Here is a 19,123-nt window from a genome sequence, read left to right on the forward strand (position 1 = left end):
CCTCGCCTGGTTCAGGTGAGGTTCAGGTCGGGTACGGCGCGGGCTCCACCTCCAGCTCGCGCATGCGCTCGGTGTAGAGGTGGTAGCGCCTGCGGGCGTCACCGCGCCTGCCCGCCCGGTCCAGCGCCCTGACCAGGCCGAGGTGGGCGCGCTCGTCGTAACCCTCCCGCTCCAGCAGGCGCAGCCAGTAGCGAGCGGCCTCGTCGTAGCGGCCCTGGCCGGCGCTGTGCTCGGCCAGGCGGGCGGCGCCCTGCATGTAGGCCAGCCTGGCCTGCTCGCGCAACGCCGCGGCCCAGTCGGCATAGGGATCCTCGGCGCAGAACTCCCCGGTGTAGGAGGCCTCGGCCGCCTCCCACGCCCTGATGGCCTCGGCCCCGTTGCCCGCCTGCTCCAGCCGTACGGCCTCGTTGGTGAGATCGAGGAACCTCAGGACGTCGACCCGGAGGTTGTCGAGGTCGAGGCTCAGCGCGCCGCCCTCCGACACCACCATCGCGCCGGCCGGCCGCTCGTGATCCGGATCCAGTACGGCACGCAGCGTCGAGACCATGACGTTGAGGCGCCTGAGCCCCGCCGCCTGGCCGTCGAGCTCCGGCCACAGGATCTCGACCAGGCGCTCCCTGCCCATCGGGCGGCCCCTGCCGCTCACCAGGATCTTGAGCAGGTCACGCGCCTTCCTCGACTGCCATGCCGTACGGGGGACCGGCGTGGAACCGCGCAGCACGCGGAACGTTCCCAGCGTCTCGACCACCACCGCGGCCTGATCGCCGGGAACCGCGCCCGCCAGCAGGGCGTCGACCACGGGATCGAGCGAACGGCAGCCGATCGCGTGCATGCGCGCCCGCACCTGCTCGGCCAGCGCCCTGCCCGGTTCGGGCGGGCTGAGCCCGGCCCTGACCAGCTCGGCGCGGGCCAGCCCGATGGGGTCGCCCAGAGCGTTCCACCGGCGCACCGCCTCCTCGGCCAGCGCGAGATCCCCGCTCAGCTCGGCGCGCAGCGCGACCAGTTCCGCCTGCGCCGCGTAATCGCGCCGCCGCACCGCCAGGGGCTCGGCCTCCTCCACGAACGCGGCCGCGTCGTCACGTCGTCCCGCGGCGAGAGCCACCCTGGCCGCGGCCAGGCGGGCGGAGACCGCCGACATGCCGTCGCCGTGCCGCAACGCGCGCTCCGACAGGCGCGCCGCCTCCTCGGGCTCGTCATCGGCCAGAAGTACGGCCAGCGCGTCGAGGGCGATCACCAGCCCCTGGACCTCGCCCGACTCCTCCAGCTCCGCCAGCACCCTGCGATAGGTGGCGATCGCCGTACGCCTGTCACCCCGCAGCGCCTGGAGCTGCGCCATCTGGAGCAGACCGTAGGCGATCAGCCGGGAACCCAGCGCCTCCCAGCGCGCGACGGCGTCGGCGGCGAGCACCGCCGCCTCCTCCAGGCGGCCGACGCCGATCAGCGCCTTGGCCCGGTTCGAGACCGTGAGCGCCGAGAACGGGGCGAAGCCGATCAGCTCGGCCAGGCGGGCCGCGATCTCGGTCTCCTCGATCGCCTGCTCGAACGCCGCCTCGTCGAGATGGCGCGACGACCGGTTGGACCTGATCCTCACCTGCTGCACGATGTCGCCCGCCCGCTCGGCGTGCTCCAGCGCCCGCACGTAATGCGCGTCGTTGGCCCGGCGGTCGCCGTCGAGGGCGGCGATCATCGCCATCACCGTGTGCGCCGTGGCCAGCGCCGCCGGATCGCCCAGGGCGCTCGCCTGCTCCATCGCCCTGTCGGCCAGCTCGCCGCAGCCCTTGCGGTCGCCGCGCATCCACAACACCGACGCCGCGCCCGCCGCGCACATCGCCGCGTCGGCCGGCGGCATGCCGTACTCCGAGCCCCGCACATACGTCTCGAAGGCGGCGTCGAAATCCGCGCGCAGATAGTCGATCAGGCCCAGGCGCCTGGCCACCGCGGAGTCGAACGCCGGGCTGTCGGCCGTACGAGCCAGCAGATCGCGCGCCCTGGCCCAGTTGCCGCGGTTCTGCTCGGCGATGCCGGCCAGCCTGGCCATCTCAGGGCTGTCGCGGATCCGCTCCGGCAACATCGCCAGCGCGCCGAGCAGGTCGTCGCTGCGCTCGGCCAGGCGCAGGCCATGGGCGCCCAGCAACGAGCGGACCAGCATCGTGTGGCCGGTCGCGACCGCCGCCTTGAGCGCGTGTTCCGGACGGTCCTGCTGGACGTACCAGCGGGCCGCCACCGCCGCCACGCCGTGCGCCTCCTCCAGCGACAACGGGGCATGCCTGGTCAGCACATGCCTGGCCGTCAGGCTCAACCGGTGATCGTGGCGGCCGTCCCGGTGCGCGTCGTCGCCCGCCTCCAGGAACAGACCCCGGGTGATCAGATCGCGTAACGTCTCGCGCGGCGCGTCCAGCGCCGCGGCCAGCTCCTCGCTCAGCACCGGCAACACCGTCGCCGCGCGCAACAACTCGCGCGTCGGCTCCGGCAGATCCTCGAACGCGTCGAGCGTGAGCCTGCTGAGCGCCTGCGAGGTCGCCGCCAGGCTCCCGGCCTTCTGCCGCCACAGACCGGCCTCCGTGCGCTCCAGCGCGTCGAGCGCCGCCCCCACCGCCGCCGGCCAGCCGCCGCACGCCTGATGCACCGTCGCCGCGATGCCCTCACCCTGCGGGCCCAGCCTGCTCCTGGCCCACTCCGCCGTCTCCTGCGGCGCCAGCGCCAGATCCGTGGCGTCGAAGTCGAGCACCTCGTGCTCCTGCCGCAACCGGGCCGTCGGGAACGGCAGCGGCGAGCGCGACGCGGTCACGATGTGCAGATGCCTCGGCGCCGACCTGATCAGCGTCTCCACGAACCTCAACGAGCCCGGCGCCCCCGCCAGGACGTCGATGCCGTCGAGCACCAGCGCCACCCCCGACCTGAGCCGCGCCGCCAGCGCCTCGGTCAGCGCACCCGCCAGCGCCGCCGCCCGCGCCGTCTCGTCCGCCTCGGGACCCAGCGGCGAATCCATCGCCCGGCGCAGCTCCACCGGCAGCTCAGGCACCCGCTCCACCAGCGCCGCCGTCACCGCGCCCGCCAGCACCGCCGGCTCCCGGTCGGCCGGGCCCAGCGTGTGAAGCACCCCGTCGACCGCCCGCGCCCAGCTCGCCAGCAGGATCGACTTGCCGTACCCCGTCGCGGCCACCACCGACGTGAGCCTGTGCGTCAGCGCCCCGTCCAACCGCCTGTCCAACGCGGGACGGGGGTGCGACCAGCCAAGTTCCAACGGGCCACCCCTCGCTGGTTCTGTGTGCGAAATGGTACGCCTCGAAGACAGATATTGAACGCCTCCCTGTCGGAGGGCACCCGATGGGAGGAAGATTGGACCGTGGAACGCGAGCTGCCCAGCCAGCCGCGGGTGGTCGTCGGCGTTGACGACGCGCCTGCTTCGCGCTGGGCGCTGGCCTGGGCGATCGGCGACGCCAGGCTGCGCCGCATGGCGCTCGTCGCCGTCCACGTCTCACGGGCACCCGTGCACCCGTTCTCCGAAACCCTCCCCGTGCACCACGCCGCACGGGTGGGCGAGGAGGAACGCGGGATCGAGCTGGTGGAGCGCGCCTTCGAGGACGTTGCCGGCGGCGTGCCACCCGACGTCGAAACGGCCCTCGTCACCCGGCTCGGCGAACCGGGGCACCACCTGGTGGAGCTGGCCCGCGAAGGTGACCTGCTGGTGCTGGGGAGAGGGCGACGGTCGCTGCTGGCGCGCATGTTGCTGCCTTCTACGAGCATCTACTGTGCGCGGTACTCCAAGGCGACGGTGGTGATCGTCCAGGCGCCGTCACCACCGGACGAGGGCGACGTCCCAGCGGAGCGAACGCGTCGCTTCTGGCGTTGACCGTGTCTCCCGCATCCCCCTGCTCCCACCCGCCTTCCCGCCCACCGCCCACCCACCCGCCCGCCCCTGGTCCTGCTGTGGCGTGCGACCTCTGGCAGCTCGCGTCTGTGTGCACAACCGGCGCATATTCATGGAGCAGTCGCGGGTCCGGGGCGACTGGCGGTGATCGTTCCGGCGGGCCCTCCCGGAACGATCGGGATGCTCGTGGTGGCGTGCGTCGCCGACGCCGCCGTGAGGGGCTTCCAGCTCAGTCACTCGCGGGTGCCGCTAACGGCTGTCCGTGGGTTTCTCAACCCGGTATCCATGCCTTGCGGGACGGAGAAGATCTCGCAGCTGCGATGAGTTCCACTGCGCCCAACGGTCAGACAGTCGATCACGCTACTGAGAAGGACTTCTGATGTGCGGCGTATTCGACCTGCCCGCCCTTACCTGCACGGCTCCATCGCCGGTCCGGGCGGCCCCTTGGACTGGACGGCAGCCGACGAGGAGGCCATCGGCTCCCGCCACCTCGACCACTCCACTGCGCTGTCGCCGCTGCCGAGCCTTCCGCTCACGATTCGTCTGCCTGTGCTGCCAGCCCGCCGACGCCCATTCCAGGCGGGCCTGTGCACATGGGACCTTCGCCGATCGGCAAGGCGTAGAGGTGAGTTCTGTTGCTAGTGCGATATGACACGCTGGCCACAGTCGGTGGGATAAGGCTTCAGGACTTCCATTGCATGCCCCGGTCGCGAAACTGGTCGGAGATCAGAACCTCGGCTGGCTTCGGGGTGTGCCTGGTGCGAGTGGGTGGTTTCCGGCGGGAGGCCGCCGGCCAGAACGAGTTCCTGGACGCCGCTCACGGCTACTTCTGCCAGTTAGGCGCGCAAGGCCGCTTTCTCGATATTCCGGGGCTGAAGGTTCGTTACACCTGGCTCGACATGACTCCCGAGATGTACAGCGACCATGTCGAAGGGGCAGAACGGTGGAACGGCTGGTTGATCTCCACCGGAACTGTGCTCGACTTGCATCATCGGGAACTGTTGATGGGCTGCCGGAGAGGTCTCGATCAGTTCGAGCTCGCCGAGCGGTTGCTGGTTCTGCTGGAATTCCTCCCGCCACGCACGGACAGGCCCGGGACCGCTGCGCTTCCGCAGATTTGGGCGGCGCATCGCCGCCTGGCCTCCCACGCCCAGGAAGCTCTGGCTTCGAGCGACAGTTGGACGGGGCTGGCCGAACTGGCTGCGGTGATCGGTTCCTCCCCGCATCATCTGAGCCGGGTCTTCCGCCAGGTGACCGGTCGAACGCTCACCGACTATCGCAACGAGCTTCGGGTTCGCGCCGTCATGGAGCATCTGGCTGAGGGTTCGGAGAGCCTCGCCGATCTCGCGGCCCGCCTCGGCTTCGTCGACCACACTCACATGACCCGAACGGTCCGCCGCTACCTCGGGCAGACCCCGTCGAAGCTCAGGGAGCTGCTGAGCACGAAAGTACTAGGCCACTGAGACAGCCTCGTCAGAGCATGGAATTCGCTGGATAGGGCGCAGGCAAGAATTCCAGCGAATTCCCGCGCAGGAGGACCGTCTCAGAATGTCCAGAACATCGCTTCATCCCATAGCGGCGGTCTTCGTGGCCACCGCGGCGACGATCGCGTTAGCGCCCGCTCCCGCGAACGCGGCAGAGATCAGGTGCACCCACAGCATCGACACGTACAAGAACCAGTACGAAGTGACCTTCACCCACAACGTGCAGTGCGACGGCCCAGCCTACGGGTCATTGTCGAGGATCGAGTCCTACCGGCCCAGCACGAAATCCGCCAACAACTGGTGCTCGCCGAGCAGGTGGTGCAGATCGACCGTGGGATTCGTCAACACCCCCGGCACTCAGGAGTACTGCGCACGAGCCTGGGGCGATTATTACCCGGCCTACAACGACTACCGATACATGAACGCGCGCCCGCTTCCGGAGATTCGCACGTGTACGTACGCCTAGCCGTTCCGGTTCAACACAGAGGCAGGAATGATAACGAAGAGATACGCGAGCGCGCTGCTCACCGGCATCCTGATGGCGTTGGGCATGGCTGCCGCCGTTCCGGCACCTGCCTCAGCGACCGGAATCACCTGCACACATCGGATCGAGTGGTACCGGAGCACCTACGAGGTGACGGCGGCAGAGGTCTGGAACTGCAGTCAGGCGGCCTATCAGATCACAGCCGTCGAAATCACCACCCCGAGGCGTAACGGAAACACCAACACCTGCTTGGCGGAATGGTCCTGCAGGGCCGTGGCCACCGTGTACAACTCTCCCGGCACTCAGCGATACTGCGCCACGGGCGGCGGATCGTACTGGTACGGCTCCGGCCCCTTCCAGAAACACACGCCGAAATTCGTCACCAGCTGTATATACGCGTAAGCCAGAACCACGGCGCTGGACTGCGAGAAGGCGGGTCAGATCGGCCGTTATCCATGCCCCGTTCGGCCTCGGGGCGCTGGCAGGTGGCGCCGTGCCTGCCTGCCGGCCAGATACCCCGAATCCGCCAATGAGCAGTTCATGGCGCACCAAGCCTCCCCGAGGATGGGTATCACCTTATGCAATGGAAAGCACTGGCCTTGCTCGGCACAGCGTTCTTCATGGTCATCCTTGATGCCACAATCGTGTTCACAGCAGTGCCGTCAATAGCTCGAGACCTGCACTTCTCCGTTTCGGGTGTGCAATGGGTGGCGACCGCCTACACCTTGGCCTTCAGCGGCTTGATGTTGTTCTTCGGCCGACTAGCCGACCTGACGGGCCGCCGCCGCTTGTTCATGCTCGGCCTGGCCTTGTTCACCATCTCGTCCCTGCTGTGCGGATCAGCTTGGTCAGCCACAGTCCTGGTGACCGCCCGCGCCTTGCAGGGTGTGTCCGCCGCAATCATGGCGCCGGCGGCCCTGTCGATCCTGACGACCCTATTCACCGACGAACGTGAACGCGCCAAGGCCCTCGGCATCTGGGGCGCACTCGGAGGGATCGGCGCGACTGCCGGCCTGCTGATCGGTGGCTTGGTCACGGCCTGGCTCGGCTGGGAATGGATCTTCTACATCAACGTCCCGGTCGGTTTGGCGCTGCTGCGGTGGAGCCAGCTTATTCTGCGCGAAAGTCGAAACAGCATTCTGCACCGCTCGTTCGACCCCCTTGGCGCCATCACCATCACCGGCTCGCTCACCCTCCTGGTCTATGCCGTGGTGAACGCACCAGTCGCCGGATGGTCGAGTGCGCAAACGCTTGCACTTCTCACTGGAGCCGCTGCGATGCTGGCCACCTTCATCCTGATCGAGCGGCGCTCCAAGGCCCCGCTTGTCCCGTTCCATGTCTTCCGGGCGCCCGGCCTGGTCAGCGGCAACGTAGTCATCCTCGCCATCGGCATGTCGGTGGATGGGATGCTCTTTCCGCTCACCTTCTACGCCCAGGACATTCTGGGCTACTCGGCCATGCAGTTCGGCCTGATGAGTGCAGTCATGACCGGTATGTCCGTCGCAGGAGCGTTCGCCGGACAAGCACTCGTCACCAAGATCGGGCTGCGGCCCATCGGCGTGGCTGCTCTCCTCCTCGTGGTGACCGGATGCCTGCTGCTGGCCGGAGTGTCGGCAGACGGCTCGTTCGCCCAGGACATGCTGGCAGGCTTGCTCGTCTTCGGCCCTGGTATGGGAGCCGCCTTCGTCTCTGCCCAGATCGCCGCTCTGGGCAGAGTGGCGGACCAGGACTCCGGCCTGGCTGCCGCTTTGGTCGACACTTCTTTCAACATCGGCAGCGCCCTGGGCATCGCGTGCGTCACCACCATCCTCACCGTGTTCAGTGCGCCAGAGATGTCGCAGGGGGATGCGGCGGCGGGCCCCCGTGCCGCCTTCCTGTCGGCCGCCGGCTTCGCCGTTCTCGGCCTGCTCGCCGCTTTGTTCATGGCAGGCCGGACCAGGGTGTCCGCTGCAACCCAGTCGGCGTGATCGTCGCCAAGTGCGCGGCTACCCTCCCGATGCGCGTTGAGCGGCTACGAGCAGTCGGTCTGCCAGATTCTTGAGTTCGTGTCGGAGTTCGTCCGGGCGGTGGATAGTCAAGGCCGCTCCAAGGAGGCGAGCAGGTGGGCCATACCCTCCAGCGGTAGGACCCTTGGGTCAGGGTGGAGATCAAATGGTCGACGGGGTCGAAGCCTGCGGACCGCGCCCATGCCCAGACGCTCGCGGCCAGCAGACCGAGGACGACGGCGAGTGCAGGACGCCTAGGGCATGCCGGTCGAGGCGGTGACCACGGCTGGCTGACCGGCCAACCGCTGCTCAATCGTGGGTGCCGTTTCGCGCTGTTCCGCACCGCGCGAAACGGGCCCGTTCGCGGAACGCCGTGGTGCGTTGACCTCCGCGCCCTCCGCTCCTCACAGTGTCCCCGTGAAGATCGTCGAAATGACCGATGCCCACGCCGCCGACATCGCCACCTGGCGCTACCCCGCCCCCTACGACGCCTACTCCCTGACCGGCACCGACCCCGCCTTCTTCACCGACCCCGCCAACGGCTACGTCGCCCTCCTCGGCGACGACGAAATGACCCTCATCGGCTACCGCGTCTTCGGCCCCGACGGCCGGGTTCCGGGGGGCGTCTACGACGACACGGCCCTCGACACCGGCGGTGGCCTGCGGCCCGAGCTGACGGGGCAGGGGCTGGGGCGCCGGGCGATCGCGACGGGCCTGGCGTACGGGGCGGAGCGGTTCGACCCGCCCGCCTTCCGCATGACGGTGGCCGCCTTCAACGCCCGGGTCCAGCGGGTGGTCACGTCCTTGGGCTTCGTGCAGACGCAGGCGTTCGAGGCGACGACCGACGGCCGGTCCTACCTGGTGTTCACCCGTCCGTTGACTCTCCCCTTGCTGGAGGGATGAGCGTGGGGCGCACCAGAGGTGATGGGGGTCGGCGATGACTCGACTGGTCCGGATCGGCACGTTCTCGGCCATGACCCGCTTGTCGGTGAAGGCGCTGCGCCTTTACGACGAGGTGGGGCTGCTCCGGCCGGCGAAGGTCGATCCGTCCAGCGGCTATCGCCTTTACGCGCTGACCCAGGCGGGCCAGGCGGAGACGATCCGCAGGCTGCGTGCGCTCGACATGCCGATCGAGGACATCAAGCGGGTGCTGGCCGCCTCCCCGGCGCAGGTGCCCGGCTTGCTGGAGGCGCATCGGCCACGGCTGCGGGTGGAGCGTGACCGCCACGATCACATGCTGGATGCCATCACTCGAATGATCGACAACGAGGAGCGTCTCATGGATTACACGATCACCGTCGAAACCCTGCCCTCGCAGACCGTGGCCTCGCTGCGTCGCCGTACTGACCTGGCGGGGGTCGGCGTGACGATCGCGGAGGGGTTCGGGACCCTCGTGGGGGCGATGACGATGGCAGGGCGGCAGCCGGTGGCGGCGCCTTTCCTGGTGTTCCACGACGTCATCGACGCCGACAACGCCGGTGACGTCGAGATCTGCATCCCGGTGGGTGCGGGTGCCGCGCTGGCCGGTCCCGCCGGGGTGCGGCGGGTGGACGCAGTGACCGCGGCCGTCACCACCCACCGGGGGCGCCACGACGAGATCGCGCCCGCCTACCACGCCCTGACCGCGTGGTTCACCGAGCAGGGGTACGAGGTCGGCGGCCCGCCGCGGGAGACCTACCTCAACGATCCGGCCGTGACGGCCGAGGCGGATCTGCTCACGCAGGTGGCGTGGCCGATGGCGTAATCTGCAATATTCGTGTCGTTGACGCCACCTGCCCCCGCGTCCAGCATGAATACATGCGCGTCGTCATCGTCATCCACGAGGGCTTCCAGCTCCTCGACATGGCCGGTCCGGCCGATGTGTTCGCCACGGCGAGCATGTTCCGCCGGGGTGCCTACGACGTCGAGGTCGTCGCGCCGGCCAAGGGTCACGTCCGCGCGAGCGGGGGCCTGACGACCACGGTCGAGCATTCGCTCGACTCGCTGACCGGTGAGATCGACACGCTGATGGTCGCCGGTGGGCTGGCCGTCCCGCGGGTACGGCAGGACGGCGACGTGATCGCGGGGCTCGTACGGCTGGCGGCCAGGGCGAGGCGGGTCGCCTCCGTCTGCAGCGGCGCGCTCCTGCTCGCCGAGGCGGGATTGCTCGACGGCAGGCGGGCGACCACGCACTGGCTGGCCGCCAGGGAGCTGGCCGAGCGTCACCCGGAGGTCGACGTCGACGCCGACCCGATCTACATCAAGGACGGCGACATCTGGACCTCCGCGGGTGTGACCGCGGGCATAGATCTGGCGCTGGCGCTGGTCGCGGAGGATCTCGGCCACGAGGTGGCCAGGGATGTGGCCCGCGGCCTGGTGGTCTACCTGCACAGGCCGGGTGGGCAGAGCCAGTTCAGCACGCCGATGGCGATCGCCGCGCCCACCAGGGAGCCGTTGCGCGATCTGCTGGCGTTCATCGACGCCAATCCGGCCGAGGATCTGAGCGTGCCCGCGCTGGCGGGCAGGGCGGGGATGAGCGAGCGCCACTTCTCCCGCGTCTTCACCGAGCAGAGCGGCGGCCTGTCGCCGGGCAGGTATGTCGAGCGTTCGCGGGCCGAGGCGGCGCGCCGCCTGCTGGAGGCCACCGATCATCCGCTCGACACGGTCGCGAGGCTCACGGGGCTCGGCGTGTCAGAAACGTTGTACCGGGTCTTCCGGCGCCACTGGCGGGTCTCGCCGGGTGACTACCGGCGCCGGTTCCATTCCAAGCGTTCCCCTTTCGGAGAGGTTGAACAGCCATGCACGTAGCGATTCCTCTGTATCCCCGTTTCACGGCTCTTGACGTCGTCGGGCCGTACACGGCCCTTGCGTTCGCGCCCGGCTGGAAGGTCACCTTCGTCGCCGGGCAGGCGGGTCCTGTCACCGACGACCAGGGCAGCCTGACCCTGATGGCCACGGCGTCGTACGAGGAGGTGCCGCGGCCCGACGTGATCGTCGTGCCGGGCGGTCCTGGCACGGTGCCCGCGATGAACGACACGGCGCTGACCGGCTGGCTGGCCGCGGCCCACGAGCACACGACGTGGACGACCTCGGTCTGCTCGGGCGCCTTCGTGCTGGCCGCCGCCGGATTGCTGGCCGGCAGGCGGGCCACCTCGCACTGGGGCTGGGTGGAGCATCTGCAGGGCCTGGGCACCGAGCCGGTCAGCGAGCGGGTGGTCTTCGACGGGAAGATCGTCACCGCGGCGGGCGTCTCGGCCGGCATCGACATGGCGCTGGAGCTGCTGGTCCGGGAGTCGGGTGAGGGTACGGCTCAGGCCGTACAGCTGGCCATCGAGTACGACCCGCGGCCGCCGTACGACATGAAGACCCTGGGCGGGCGGCGCGACGAGGCGATGAAGCTCATCTCGATGGACTAGCCGCGGTGGCGCCCGCTGGAGGCGGCCGGTTGGCGGGCGCTGACCAGGGCGGTGAGGGCGGTGGTCACGGGGACGGCGGCGATGAGGCCGAGGGTGCCGATCACGCTTCTGACGATCTCCTGGGCGATCGCCGGGTTGGTGATCACCTCGCCCAGGGGTTGCGCGGCCACGCTGATGAGGATGAGCAGCGGCAGCGAGGCTCCGGCGTACGCCAGCACGATCGTGTTGATGACCGAGGCGATGTGGCTGCGGCCCACGCGGGCCGCGGCGCGGTACAGGTCGCGGAAGCCGTACGCCGGGTTGGCCCTGGCCAGTTCGGCGACGGTGGCCGCCTGGGTCACGGTCACGTCGTCGAGCACGCCGAGCGAGCCGATGATGATGCTGGCCAGCAGCAGGCCCTCGGTGTTGATCGCGTAGCTCATGCCCAGGTAGAGCGAGCTCTCGTCGGTGATGCCGCTGAGGTGGGCGAAGTCGATCGACAGGTACGACAACGCGCCGGTGAGGCTGAGGCTGATCAGCGTGCCCAGCACGGCCATCGAAGTGCCCATGGTGAAGCCGTGGGTGAGGTAGAGCACGGTCAGCATGATCGCGGACGAGCCGACGATGGCGACCAGCAGCGGCGGCTCGCCCTGCAGGATGCCGGGGATGATGAACAGCAGCAGGATCACGAAGGTGACCCCCAGGCCGATCAGGGCGGTCACGCCCTTCCAGCGGCCGAAGGCGACGACGGCCAGCGCGAACGCCGCGCCGAAGACCCACAGCGCGCTGGTCCTGTCGTGGTCGGAGACCTGGTAGAAGTCGCCGGTGTTGATGACGATGACGTCCTCGCCGTCGACGAAGATCTGCGATCCGGGTCCGCTGGGCAGCAGCGCCGTGACCGTTTTGCCGTCGGTGGTCCGTACGACGGCCTCGCCGCAGGTGCGCGGGTCGGGTTCGCCCTCGCCGGGGATCGGCTCCGGGCAGGGCTTGAGCGTGACGGAGCTGATGGTGCCTTCGAGGCGCTCCGGCCCCTGACCTCCGGTGTTCTTGATCTCTCCGGGCCACATCAGCACCATCGCGATCAGGGTCGCCACCGCCAGCGGCACGAGGATGGCGAGTGTGATCAGCCGGGCCCGCCGGGAGGCGGGCACCTCGGTGCCGTGCGTGTGTCCGGCTCCCAATAGATCTCCCTAGGTGACGCTGAGCAGACGCAGGCCGTCGTCGATGCCTGACACTGAGACGGAACCGTACCCGAGGACCAGGCCTGGTTGGACGGGAAGTTCGCCGCAGTAGGACTCCAGCCGCTCGACCGCCAGGCCGGGCCCGGTGTGCGCCCTGGCGCCCGGATCCAGCCGCGCGCACAGGTGCAGTCCCGCGACCGACGGGATGATCGTGAGCCCTGGTATGCGGTCGAGGATCTCGGCGATGCGCTGGTGCCTGGCCGCGTAGATTTTGGTCGCCTTGCGGATGTGCCGCGCGAGCAGGCCCTCGTCGATGAAGCGGGCGAGCGCGGCCTGCGTGGTCGGGTCGCCGTGCCAGTCGGTGAGCTGCTTGGCGGCCCGCAGCGCCGGCTGGAGCGAGGCGGGGGCGATCATGAAGCCCACGCGCAGCATGGGCAGCAGGGTCTTGGAGAACGACCCGACGTAGATCACGCGGCCGTCGCGGTCGAGGCTCTGCAGCGGCTCCAGCGGGCGCTCGCCGTACCTGAACTCGGTGTCGTAGTCGTCCTCGATCACGACGGCCCGCTTTCCCGCCGCCCAGGAGAGCAGTTCCGTACGGCGGGCCAGCGACATGGGCGTGCCCAGCGGGAACTGGTGCGACGGCGTCACGTACACCAGCCGGGCCTGGCCGGGCAGCCGGTCCACGCGGATGCCCTCGTCGTCGACCGGGATGCCCTCGACGCGGGCGCCGAGCGCGGTGAACAGGCGCCTGGCCGGAGGATAGCCCGGCTCCTCGACCGCGACCGTGGCACCCGGTTCGATCAGGATCCTGCCGATCAGGTCGAGTGCCTGCTGGGCTCCCTGGGTGACCAGGACGTCGTCGGCGGAGGTGCGCACGGAGCGGCTGACGCCGACGTGGCGGGCGATGGCCTCACGCAGGGCCGGGTGGCCTTCCGGGGCGGTGTAGCCGGTGGCGCGCATGCTCTGGTTGACCAGGCGGCGCCAGCTGTCGAGGGGGAAGAGGGCCAGGTCGGGGACGCCGACGGTGAAGTCGTACGGCAGGCGGCCCGTCGCCGTCGGCTGCGGGGTGCCGCGCCAGGCGAGTCGTGGTTGCACGACGCCACGGGGTGCGGTGTTGCGGCGCTTTTTCTGGATCTCCTTGGCCACGAAGGTGCCTGCCCCGGATCGTCCCACCAGAAAGCCGTCGGCCACGAGCCGCTCGTAGGCGGCTCCCACCGTGTTGCGCGACACGTCGAGCCGCTGCGCCAGCTCCCTCGTCGGCGGCAGCCGTTCGCCCGCCCGCAACCGCCCGTCGACGATCGCGTCGAGCAGCTGCCGGTAGATGCTCGCGGCCAGGTCGCCGCGCCCTTCCAGGGAGATGTGAATCTCCATCTTGGCCCAACCATTTCGCTGGAAATTGGAGCTTCTTCTGGGACAACTTCCTGGTTACGTTACCCCCATGACCCGGAGACGCGTTCTCGCTCTGGCCCTCGCCCAGCTCACGAACTCGTTCGGCGACGGCGCGTACTACGTGACCTCGGCGCTGTACTTCTCCCGGATCGTGGGCCTGTCCGCCGGCGAGATCGGCCTCGGCCTCACCGTCGCCTGGGCCGTCGGGGCGCTCGCGGGCATGCCACTCGGCCACCTGGCCGACCGTTTCGGCCCGCGCCGCATGGCCGTCGCGCTCGCCCTGGTCACCGCGGCCTCGGTGGGATGCTTCCTCCTCGCGCGCTCGTTCTGGGCGTTCCTGGCGGTGGCCTGCGTCTACGCGACCGCCCAGACGGGCCTGTCGGCCGCCCGGCAGGCCCTGCTCGCCGCCCTCGTCCAGCCCGCCGAGCGCACCCGCGTCAGGGCAGTGCTGCAGTCGACGTCCAACGCCGGGATCGCCGTCGGCGCCGCGATGGGCGGGCTCGCGCTGCTCGCGGGCACCCGCGAGGCCTTCCTCGCGGTGCTCGCCATGGACTGCGCCAGCTTCGTCATCGCCGCCCTCGTGCTCACCCGCGTCCCGTCCGTCCCCGGCGTGCGCGGCGAATCGCGCCTGGAGGTCCTGCGCGACCGGCCCTACGCCGTGATCACGCTCGTCCACGCCGTCATGCTGCTCAATTTGCCGCTGCTCAGCCTGGTCATCCCGCTGTGGATCGTGCAGAACACCACCGCGCCGGCGTGGATGGTCTCCGCCCTGCTCGTGCTCAACACCCTCAGCGTCGTGCTCTTCCAGGTGCGCATCGCCCGCCGGGTCAACGGCCTGGGTTCCGCTTCGCTTGCCGTACGGCACGCGGGGTTCGTCATGTTCGCCGCGTGCGTGGTCTTCGGGCTGTCGGCCTTCGGCGCCCCGGCTCTGTTCCTGCTGCTCGGTGGAGCGCTGCAGGTGTTCGGGGAGATGCTGCTGGCCAGCGGAGCCTGGGAGATCAGCTTCGGGCTGGCCCCCGAAGGCAGGCACGGGCAGTACCAGGGCTTCTTCGGCAGCGGCCTGGCGGTCGCCCGCATGCTCGGGCCCGCGCTGCTGACGTGGCTCATCCTGGGCGGGGGCATGGCGGGCTGGGTCGCCCTGGGTGTCGTGTTCGCGACATCAGGGGCGTTCATGCATCGAGCCGTAAAATTTCATGACAAGACGATTGATGAAAGGAACTTTCAGGATTACGTTCATGATCGCACGGGTGCACTTCCCCCCACGCGCACCCGTTCAGAGAGGTGAGCATGTCCAAGAGAGTCCTCATCACAACTCTGTTAGCCCTCGTCGCGGCGATGCTGATCCCCCAGACCGCCACCGCTGCCATCGCCCACAAGAGCCCCTTCAACTGCGGCAAGACCTTCAACGCCAACAACTGGTACCCGGGTCACCGGCCCTCGGGATCCATCGACTGGCAGGACTACGGCAGCGACGACGTCAACGGCGAAACCGTCCGAGCCACCGCCGCGGGCACCGCCTACTTCTACGACGCCGGCAGCACCAGCTACGGCAAGTGGATCGAGATCCACCACAGCGACGGCACCCGCACCCGCTACGCGCACCTGGCCAGCATGGTCCGCGCCGCGGGCGCCTCCCTCTCCGTCGGCCAGGGCACCCAGATCGGAGCCGTCGGCTCCTCCGGCGGCTCCACCGCCCCTCACCTGCACTACGAACAGCGCAGCTCGGGCGGCGTCGTCGACACCAGCCCCACGGTCGACGGCGTCACGATCGCCCTCGGGCAGAAGAAGCCCGTGACCAGCACCAACGCATGCAGCGGCAACCCGTACACGCCGCAGGAGGTCTGCGGGAGCGGCTACTCCGTCGTCGACTCGGCCGGGCTGTCGGGCGGGACGACATACCTGCTGTACAACTCGGGCAACGGGTACAACTGCGTGGTCACGCTGAAGTCGGTCAGCCTGGGCACCCCCTCGCCCGTCTCGGCCTTCCTGGAGCCCCAGGGGGAGAGCAGGGTGACGGACTCGGGCAGCTTCGGCTACTACGCGGGCCCGGTACGGCTCAGCGCACCGGGACAGTGCGTGAGATGGGGCGGGTCGGTGGGGAGCAGCTCCTACACCAGCCCGTTCGAGCACTGCGGCTGATTACTCGGCTGGCTGCCGCCCTTCGCGGGTGGCGGCCAGCTCGTTGGTGATCCGTGCGCGGAGAGCGTCATGCCGCGGGCCCAGCGCGAACCGCGGGTCGCTCCAGTGGGTGGGCGGATACAGCCACACGGGGCGGGTGACCAGGTGCTCGGGTTCCCAGTCGTAGCGGGGCCAGATGTGGGCGTGGAGGAAAGGGTCGGTGTTGCCGAGGATCTCCAGATTGACGCGACGGAACGCCGGATCAGTGGCGCGGCACGCTCGCTCCACGGCCTCGGCCAGGTGGTCCATGTCGGAGAGGAACGCCAGGCGCTTGGGGTGCGGAAGGTCGGACAGCCGCTCCACGCCGGGCTGGTCGGTCAGGAGGACGGCGTATCCCGGGAGAAACTGCACGTCCCCGATCACCGCGAAGCCCGCTTCGAGGCGTCGCAGCACCGTGGGGTTCTTGCCCGACAAGGCGCTGCCGATCCTTTCGTTCCGCCAATCGTCGATCACGCGTGCCGCCCCTCTTGACCGGTCATGATGATCTCGACAGCATGCCGGTCATGAGTGTCGGCCTCATCATCAGGATGTCCATGCGTCAATGGGGGCTCATCGATGGGTGCATGGACAACGACGCCAGCGTGGAAACGGTGAACGGCAACGGCCGGCGGGCCGATCTCGCCCGCAGCATCCGCCGAGCCGGATGGGACCAGATCGCCCACTGGACGCCCGGAGTGCCAGGCTCCGGTCGCTGGCCGTCCCCAGGGGTCGTGGTGCGGCCCAAGCTCACCATCGCCCAATGGCTCCTCACCGTCGACGTGCTCGAACGCTGGGCCGCAACCGGCGACCGGGTGGGACGCCATGACAGGGCGGCGGAGGAACGTGGGCTCGCTGATCTGATCGCTTCTCGTCTTCAGGCCCATGGCATCCGGCCCCCCGAACCTGATCGGCGGGGGGCCGGTTGAGGGACGGCCCCTGCTTCTCGTCGGCGGGTGAGACCGAGCGCGAAGAGCGTCCCCCCGACGGCCGTACGCCCGCCACCGCTGACGGATCACCCGTTAACGAGGCCCGACTCCGAGAGAGTCACCAGGAACAGACCCACGAACAGCAGAAGGTGCAGCCACGACTTCTGGATCGCGGCGACGACTCCACCGGCGGCGAAGGCGATAAGGGCAAGCATGAGCAGGATGTCCATGCGGGTTCTCCGATCTGGCGGATTGGCGTTGATCACCCCTGGACTATCCCGGCGACGGCCGAAGTAACGGACGTGATCGATCTCGCTTGACGACCGCCCCGTTCGCGGATCTGGTGACCGCTCCAGCGAGGTCCTGTCGCCGGCCCAACGTCACGAGATGGAAGCCCGAACGGCACGTCGGTGCGCGGCACTCCCCTGCCCCTGCGTCGGCTCGCGGAAAGCGAACACGGGCTGCGGCGAAGGGAGAGCAACAACCGTTCGCAAGAGGGTGAGAGCGTGACGAGTGAGACACGCGAGCAAATGGACGACGACGAACTCGTCGCCCATTTCCGACTGGATGCGGAGGAGTTCACGGCCGTCTACGACCGCTACTTCCGGGAGGTGTACCTGTACGTGGCCGGCCGCCTCGATGTCCAGGTCGGAGAGGACATCGCGGCCGAGACGTTCTGCCTGGCCTTTCGTGACCGGGAACGCTTCGATCCCTCCCGCGGAGGGATGCGGCCGTGGCTGTTCGGCATCGCCACGAACCTGATCGCCCGTCACCGCCGCAAAGAAGCACGCCACTACCGGATGCTGGCCGCACGAGCGCCGAGCCTCCCACCGACAGCCACGAGGACCAAGTGGTCGACTCCGTTACGGCACAACGTATGGGGTCGCACCTGGCCAGAGCCCTGACCACACTCAACCGGGGCGAACGCGACGTCCTGACACTGATCTACCTGGCAGAGCTCACGCACCAAGAGGTGGCCGATGCCCTCGGCGTCTCCTACGGAACCGTCGGCTCCCGACTCAACCGTGCTCGCAAGAAGATCCACCAGGCGATCGCCAAGGAGGACAACCATGGATGACCTGCGCGAGATCCGTCCCTTGCTCGCCAAGCCCGACCCGTCTCCCGATGTGGTGGCCCGGCGACGCCAACAGCTCCGTTCCAGCATGTACCGCCGCGCCCCGCAGCGACGAGCACGGTGGCTCCTCGTCCCAGCCGCTGCCGCCGCCATGGCCATCACCGCCGCACTCGTGATCGGGCCCCGCCTGGTCGACGACTCCCCACCGTCGACCGGAAGCGCGAGGGACATCCTGCTCGTGGCCGCCAGCACAGCAGAACACACCCCCGAAGGCTCCGGCACGTACTGGCACATCACCGTCACCCACGAGGGATTTCCGAAAGCGGAGTACTGGTACCGGCGCGACGGACAATTCTGGCTTAAAGGCGATGGGCTGAAGGGTGAGGGCAAACTCTTCAAGTTCCCCGGAGAGTCCCAGCCGTTCACGGTAGGGCCGTTGCGCACGAGTTTCGATGAGCTGCGGCGGCTGCCCACCGACGAGAACGCCCTGTATTCCCACCTGCGGTCGGCTGTCATCCAAAGCGACATCCGCACCAGCGTGGGGTCGCCAAGCACCGCCGATCAGGACGGCGTCGCCATCCAGGCATTGATCTCGCTGATCAGCGAGGCACCGGTCTCACCCCAAGTCCGCGCCGCCGCCTACCGAGCACTGGCCGCACAGCCGGGGATCGAGGACCTCGGAGAGACTGACGGGGGCGCCGCCTGAAGATCCCGCTGGCTCCCGGCTCGGGCACAGTGGTCGTGGACCCGGAGACGGCAAGGGTTCGTAACACGTCCGTATGGGTTCCCCTCACTGGAGGAGTCGCTTTCACCCAAAGCGGCGGCGTAACAATCGACGCCGAATGGACGGACCGACTTCCGGCGGAGTGAAGCGAGTCCTGCGGAGGCTCGGAGGTTGGAACTCCTGACACCGGACTTTGGCGAGACCGAGAACGCACCCACAGAGCCTTCGCCCCGTTTCTGCACGTCCACAGGTCCAGAGAACACAAGAGCGGCGGTGTCTCGGACACCGCCGCATCTGGTGTATCAGCTCTACTCGCCATCGCCCTGGACGGGCAGAATTCGAGGAGGACCTCTTGGGTGTCAACGACGTCTGAAAGCGGGTTCAGGCACACATTCCGTGATCAGGTCAGTCTCCGTGGAGGATTCGTTTGCGGAGAAGGTCGGGGTTGGCGCGGCCATACATCTGCCTCTTGA

Annotated in this window: 19 protein-coding genes; 14 read left to right on the forward strand and 5 right to left on the reverse strand. The window is 68.9% G+C overall.

From position 1 onward, the window contains the following. Positions 1-22: 22 nt before the first annotated feature. Positions 23-3,211: a BTAD domain-containing putative transcriptional regulator gene (locus ACIBH1_RS42295; RefSeq protein ID WP_397319727.1), complete on the reverse strand. Its 3,189-nt coding sequence runs from the start codon at positions 3,209-3,211 to the stop codon at positions 23-25. 135 nt (positions 3,212-3,346) lie between these two features. Between ACIBH1_RS42295 and ACIBH1_RS42300 the strand changes: the two genes are divergently transcribed. The 8 genes from ACIBH1_RS42300 (at position 3,347) to ACIBH1_RS42335 (ending at position 11,219) form a co-directional block, all read left to right on the forward strand. After that, positions 3,347-3,853: a universal stress protein gene (locus ACIBH1_RS42300; RefSeq protein ID WP_397319728.1), complete on the forward strand. Its 507-nt coding sequence runs from the start codon at positions 3,347-3,349 to the stop codon at positions 3,851-3,853. Between the two features lie 776 nt (positions 3,854-4,629). After that, the gene (locus tag ACIBH1_RS42305; RefSeq protein WP_397319729.1) at positions 4,630-5,334 is read left to right on the forward strand and encodes a helix-turn-helix transcriptional regulator; all 705 of its coding nucleotides are present in this window, start codon (positions 4,630-4,632) and stop codon (positions 5,332-5,334) included. Between the two features lie 85 nt (positions 5,335-5,419). Continuing rightward, positions 5,420-5,821, forward strand: coding sequence for a hypothetical protein (locus tag ACIBH1_RS42310; protein ID WP_397319730.1), 402 nt, complete (start codon positions 5,420-5,422; stop codon positions 5,819-5,821). 596 nt (positions 5,822-6,417) lie between these two features. Then, a complete protein-coding gene (locus tag ACIBH1_RS42315) occupies positions 6,418-7,806 on the forward strand; it encodes an MFS transporter (RefSeq protein ID WP_397319731.1) in 1,389 nt (462 codons plus the stop codon). A gap of 435 nt (positions 7,807-8,241) precedes the next feature. Continuing rightward, positions 8,242-8,727, forward strand: coding sequence for a GNAT family N-acetyltransferase (locus ACIBH1_RS42320; RefSeq protein WP_397319732.1), 486 nt, complete (start codon positions 8,242-8,244; stop codon positions 8,725-8,727). A 34-nt stretch (positions 8,728-8,761) separates the two neighbouring features. Continuing rightward, positions 8,762-9,568, forward strand: coding sequence for a MerR family transcriptional regulator (locus tag ACIBH1_RS42325; RefSeq protein ID WP_397319733.1), 807 nt, complete (start codon positions 8,762-8,764; stop codon positions 9,566-9,568). A gap of 53 nt (positions 9,569-9,621) precedes the next feature. Continuing rightward, complete coding sequence (locus ACIBH1_RS42330; protein WP_397319734.1) at positions 9,622-10,611, forward strand: GlxA family transcriptional regulator; 990 nt, start codon at positions 9,622-9,624, stop codon at positions 10,609-10,611. After that, complete coding sequence (locus ACIBH1_RS42335; RefSeq protein ID WP_397319735.1) at positions 10,602-11,219, forward strand: DJ-1/PfpI family protein; 618 nt, start codon at positions 10,602-10,604, stop codon at positions 11,217-11,219. The genes ACIBH1_RS42330 and ACIBH1_RS42335 overlap by 10 nt, the downstream gene beginning before the upstream one ends. Here the strand turns inward: ACIBH1_RS42335 and ACIBH1_RS42340 are convergent. Both ACIBH1_RS42340 and ACIBH1_RS42345 read right to left on the reverse strand, forming a co-directional pair. Then, positions 11,216-12,379, reverse strand: a complete 1,164-nt coding sequence (locus tag ACIBH1_RS42340) for a YibE/F family protein (protein WP_397319736.1) — start codon at positions 12,377-12,379, stop codon at positions 11,216-11,218. The genes ACIBH1_RS42335 and ACIBH1_RS42340 overlap by 4 nt on opposite strands. Positions 12,380-12,388: 9 nt before the next feature. After that, positions 12,389-13,750: a PLP-dependent aminotransferase family protein gene (locus ACIBH1_RS42345; RefSeq protein WP_397319737.1), complete on the reverse strand. Its 1,362-nt coding sequence runs from the start codon at positions 13,748-13,750 to the stop codon at positions 12,389-12,391. 67 nt (positions 13,751-13,817) lie between these two features. Between ACIBH1_RS42345 and ACIBH1_RS42350 the strand changes: the two genes are divergently transcribed. Both ACIBH1_RS42350 and ACIBH1_RS42355 read left to right on the forward strand, forming a co-directional pair. Next, positions 13,818-15,053 (forward strand): MFS transporter, encoded by a 1,236-nt coding sequence (locus tag ACIBH1_RS42350; protein ID WP_397319738.1) that lies wholly within the window; start codon positions 13,818-13,820, stop codon positions 15,051-15,053. A 2-nt stretch (positions 15,054-15,055) separates the two neighbouring features. Beyond that, the gene (locus ACIBH1_RS42355; RefSeq protein WP_397319739.1) at positions 15,056-15,907 is read left to right on the forward strand and encodes a M23 family metallopeptidase; all 852 of its coding nucleotides are present in this window, start codon (positions 15,056-15,058) and stop codon (positions 15,905-15,907) included. Here ACIBH1_RS42355 and ACIBH1_RS42360 read toward each other — a convergent pair whose 3' ends face one another. Next, positions 15,908-16,399, reverse strand: coding sequence for an HIT family protein (locus ACIBH1_RS42360; RefSeq protein ID WP_397319740.1), 492 nt, complete (start codon positions 16,397-16,399; stop codon positions 15,908-15,910). It lies immediately after the preceding gene. 50 nt (positions 16,400-16,449) lie between these two features. Between ACIBH1_RS42360 and ACIBH1_RS42365 the strand changes: the two genes are divergently transcribed. Beyond that, a complete protein-coding gene (locus tag ACIBH1_RS42365) occupies positions 16,450-16,851 on the forward strand; it encodes a hypothetical protein (protein ID WP_397319741.1) in 402 nt (133 codons plus the stop codon). An 86-nt stretch (positions 16,852-16,937) separates the two neighbouring features. Here ACIBH1_RS42365 and ACIBH1_RS42370 read toward each other — a convergent pair whose 3' ends face one another. Then, positions 16,938-17,081, reverse strand: a complete 144-nt coding sequence (locus tag ACIBH1_RS42370) for a hypothetical protein (protein ID WP_397319742.1) — start codon at positions 17,079-17,081, stop codon at positions 16,938-16,940. Positions 17,082-17,381: 300 nt separating this feature from the next. On the opposite strand from ACIBH1_RS42370, the gene ACIBH1_RS42375 reads away from it, so the two are divergent. Genes ACIBH1_RS42375 through ACIBH1_RS42385 form a run of 3 tightly spaced genes read left to right on the forward strand, consistent with a single transcriptional unit; the run spans position 17,382 to position 18,632 of the window. Then, positions 17,382-17,756: an RNA polymerase sigma factor gene (locus ACIBH1_RS42375; RefSeq protein ID WP_397319743.1), complete on the forward strand. Its 375-nt coding sequence runs from the start codon at positions 17,382-17,384 to the stop codon at positions 17,754-17,756. Beyond that, on the forward strand, positions 17,729-17,929 hold the full coding sequence (locus ACIBH1_RS42380) for an RNA polymerase sigma factor (protein ID WP_397319744.1): 201 nt from the start codon (positions 17,729-17,731) through the stop codon (positions 17,927-17,929). Before ACIBH1_RS42375 ends, ACIBH1_RS42380 begins: the two co-directional genes overlap by 28 nt. Further along, positions 17,922-18,632 (forward strand): CU044_5270 family protein, encoded by a 711-nt coding sequence (locus tag ACIBH1_RS42385; RefSeq protein ID WP_397319745.1) that lies wholly within the window; start codon positions 17,922-17,924, stop codon positions 18,630-18,632. The genes ACIBH1_RS42380 and ACIBH1_RS42385 overlap by 8 nt, the downstream gene beginning before the upstream one ends. Positions 18,633-19,123 lie beyond the last annotated feature (491 nt).

It is taken from the genome of Nonomuraea sp. NPDC050663, from assembly GCF_044456985.1.
Taxonomy (GTDB): Bacteria; Actinomycetota; Actinomycetes; order Streptosporangiales; family Streptosporangiaceae; genus Nonomuraea.

Bases quoted from the DNA above. Each gene is read 5' to 3' on its own strand.
- ACIBH1_RS42355 (WP_397319739.1), top strand. From the start codon at position 15,056: ATGTCCAAGAGAGTCCTCATCACAACTCTGTTAGCCCTCGTCGCGGCG.
- ACIBH1_RS42370 (WP_397319742.1), bottom strand. From the start codon at position 17,081: ATGGACATCCTGCTCATGCTTGCCCTTATCGCCTTCGCCGCCGGTGGA.
- ACIBH1_RS42330 (WP_397319734.1), top strand. From the start codon at position 9,622: ATGCGCGTCGTCATCGTCATCCACGAGGGCTTCCAGCTCCTCGACATG.
- ACIBH1_RS42315 (WP_397319731.1), top strand. From the start codon at position 6,418: ATGCAATGGAAAGCACTGGCCTTGCTCGGCACAGCGTTCTTCATGGTC.
- ACIBH1_RS42335 (WP_397319735.1), top strand. From the start codon at position 10,602: ATGCACGTAGCGATTCCTCTGTATCCCCGTTTCACGGCTCTTGACGTC.
- ACIBH1_RS42310 (WP_397319730.1), top strand. From the start codon at position 5,420: ATGTCCAGAACATCGCTTCATCCCATAGCGGCGGTCTTCGTGGCCACC.
- ACIBH1_RS42375 (WP_397319743.1), top strand. From the start codon at position 17,382: ATGGACGACGACGAACTCGTCGCCCATTTCCGACTGGATGCGGAGGAG.
- ACIBH1_RS42325 (WP_397319733.1), top strand. From the start codon at position 8,762: ATGACTCGACTGGTCCGGATCGGCACGTTCTCGGCCATGACCCGCTTG.
- ACIBH1_RS42345 (WP_397319737.1), bottom strand. From the start codon at position 13,750: ATGGAGATTCACATCTCCCTGGAAGGGCGCGGCGACCTGGCCGCGAGC.
- ACIBH1_RS42385 (WP_397319745.1), top strand. From the start codon at position 17,922: ATGGATGACCTGCGCGAGATCCGTCCCTTGCTCGCCAAGCCCGACCCG.
- ACIBH1_RS42380 (WP_397319744.1), top strand. From the start codon at position 17,729: ATGGGGTCGCACCTGGCCAGAGCCCTGACCACACTCAACCGGGGCGAA.
- ACIBH1_RS42365 (WP_397319741.1), top strand. From the start codon at position 16,450: ATGAGTGTCGGCCTCATCATCAGGATGTCCATGCGTCAATGGGGGCTC.
- ACIBH1_RS42350 (WP_397319738.1), top strand. From the start codon at position 13,818: ATGACCCGGAGACGCGTTCTCGCTCTGGCCCTCGCCCAGCTCACGAAC.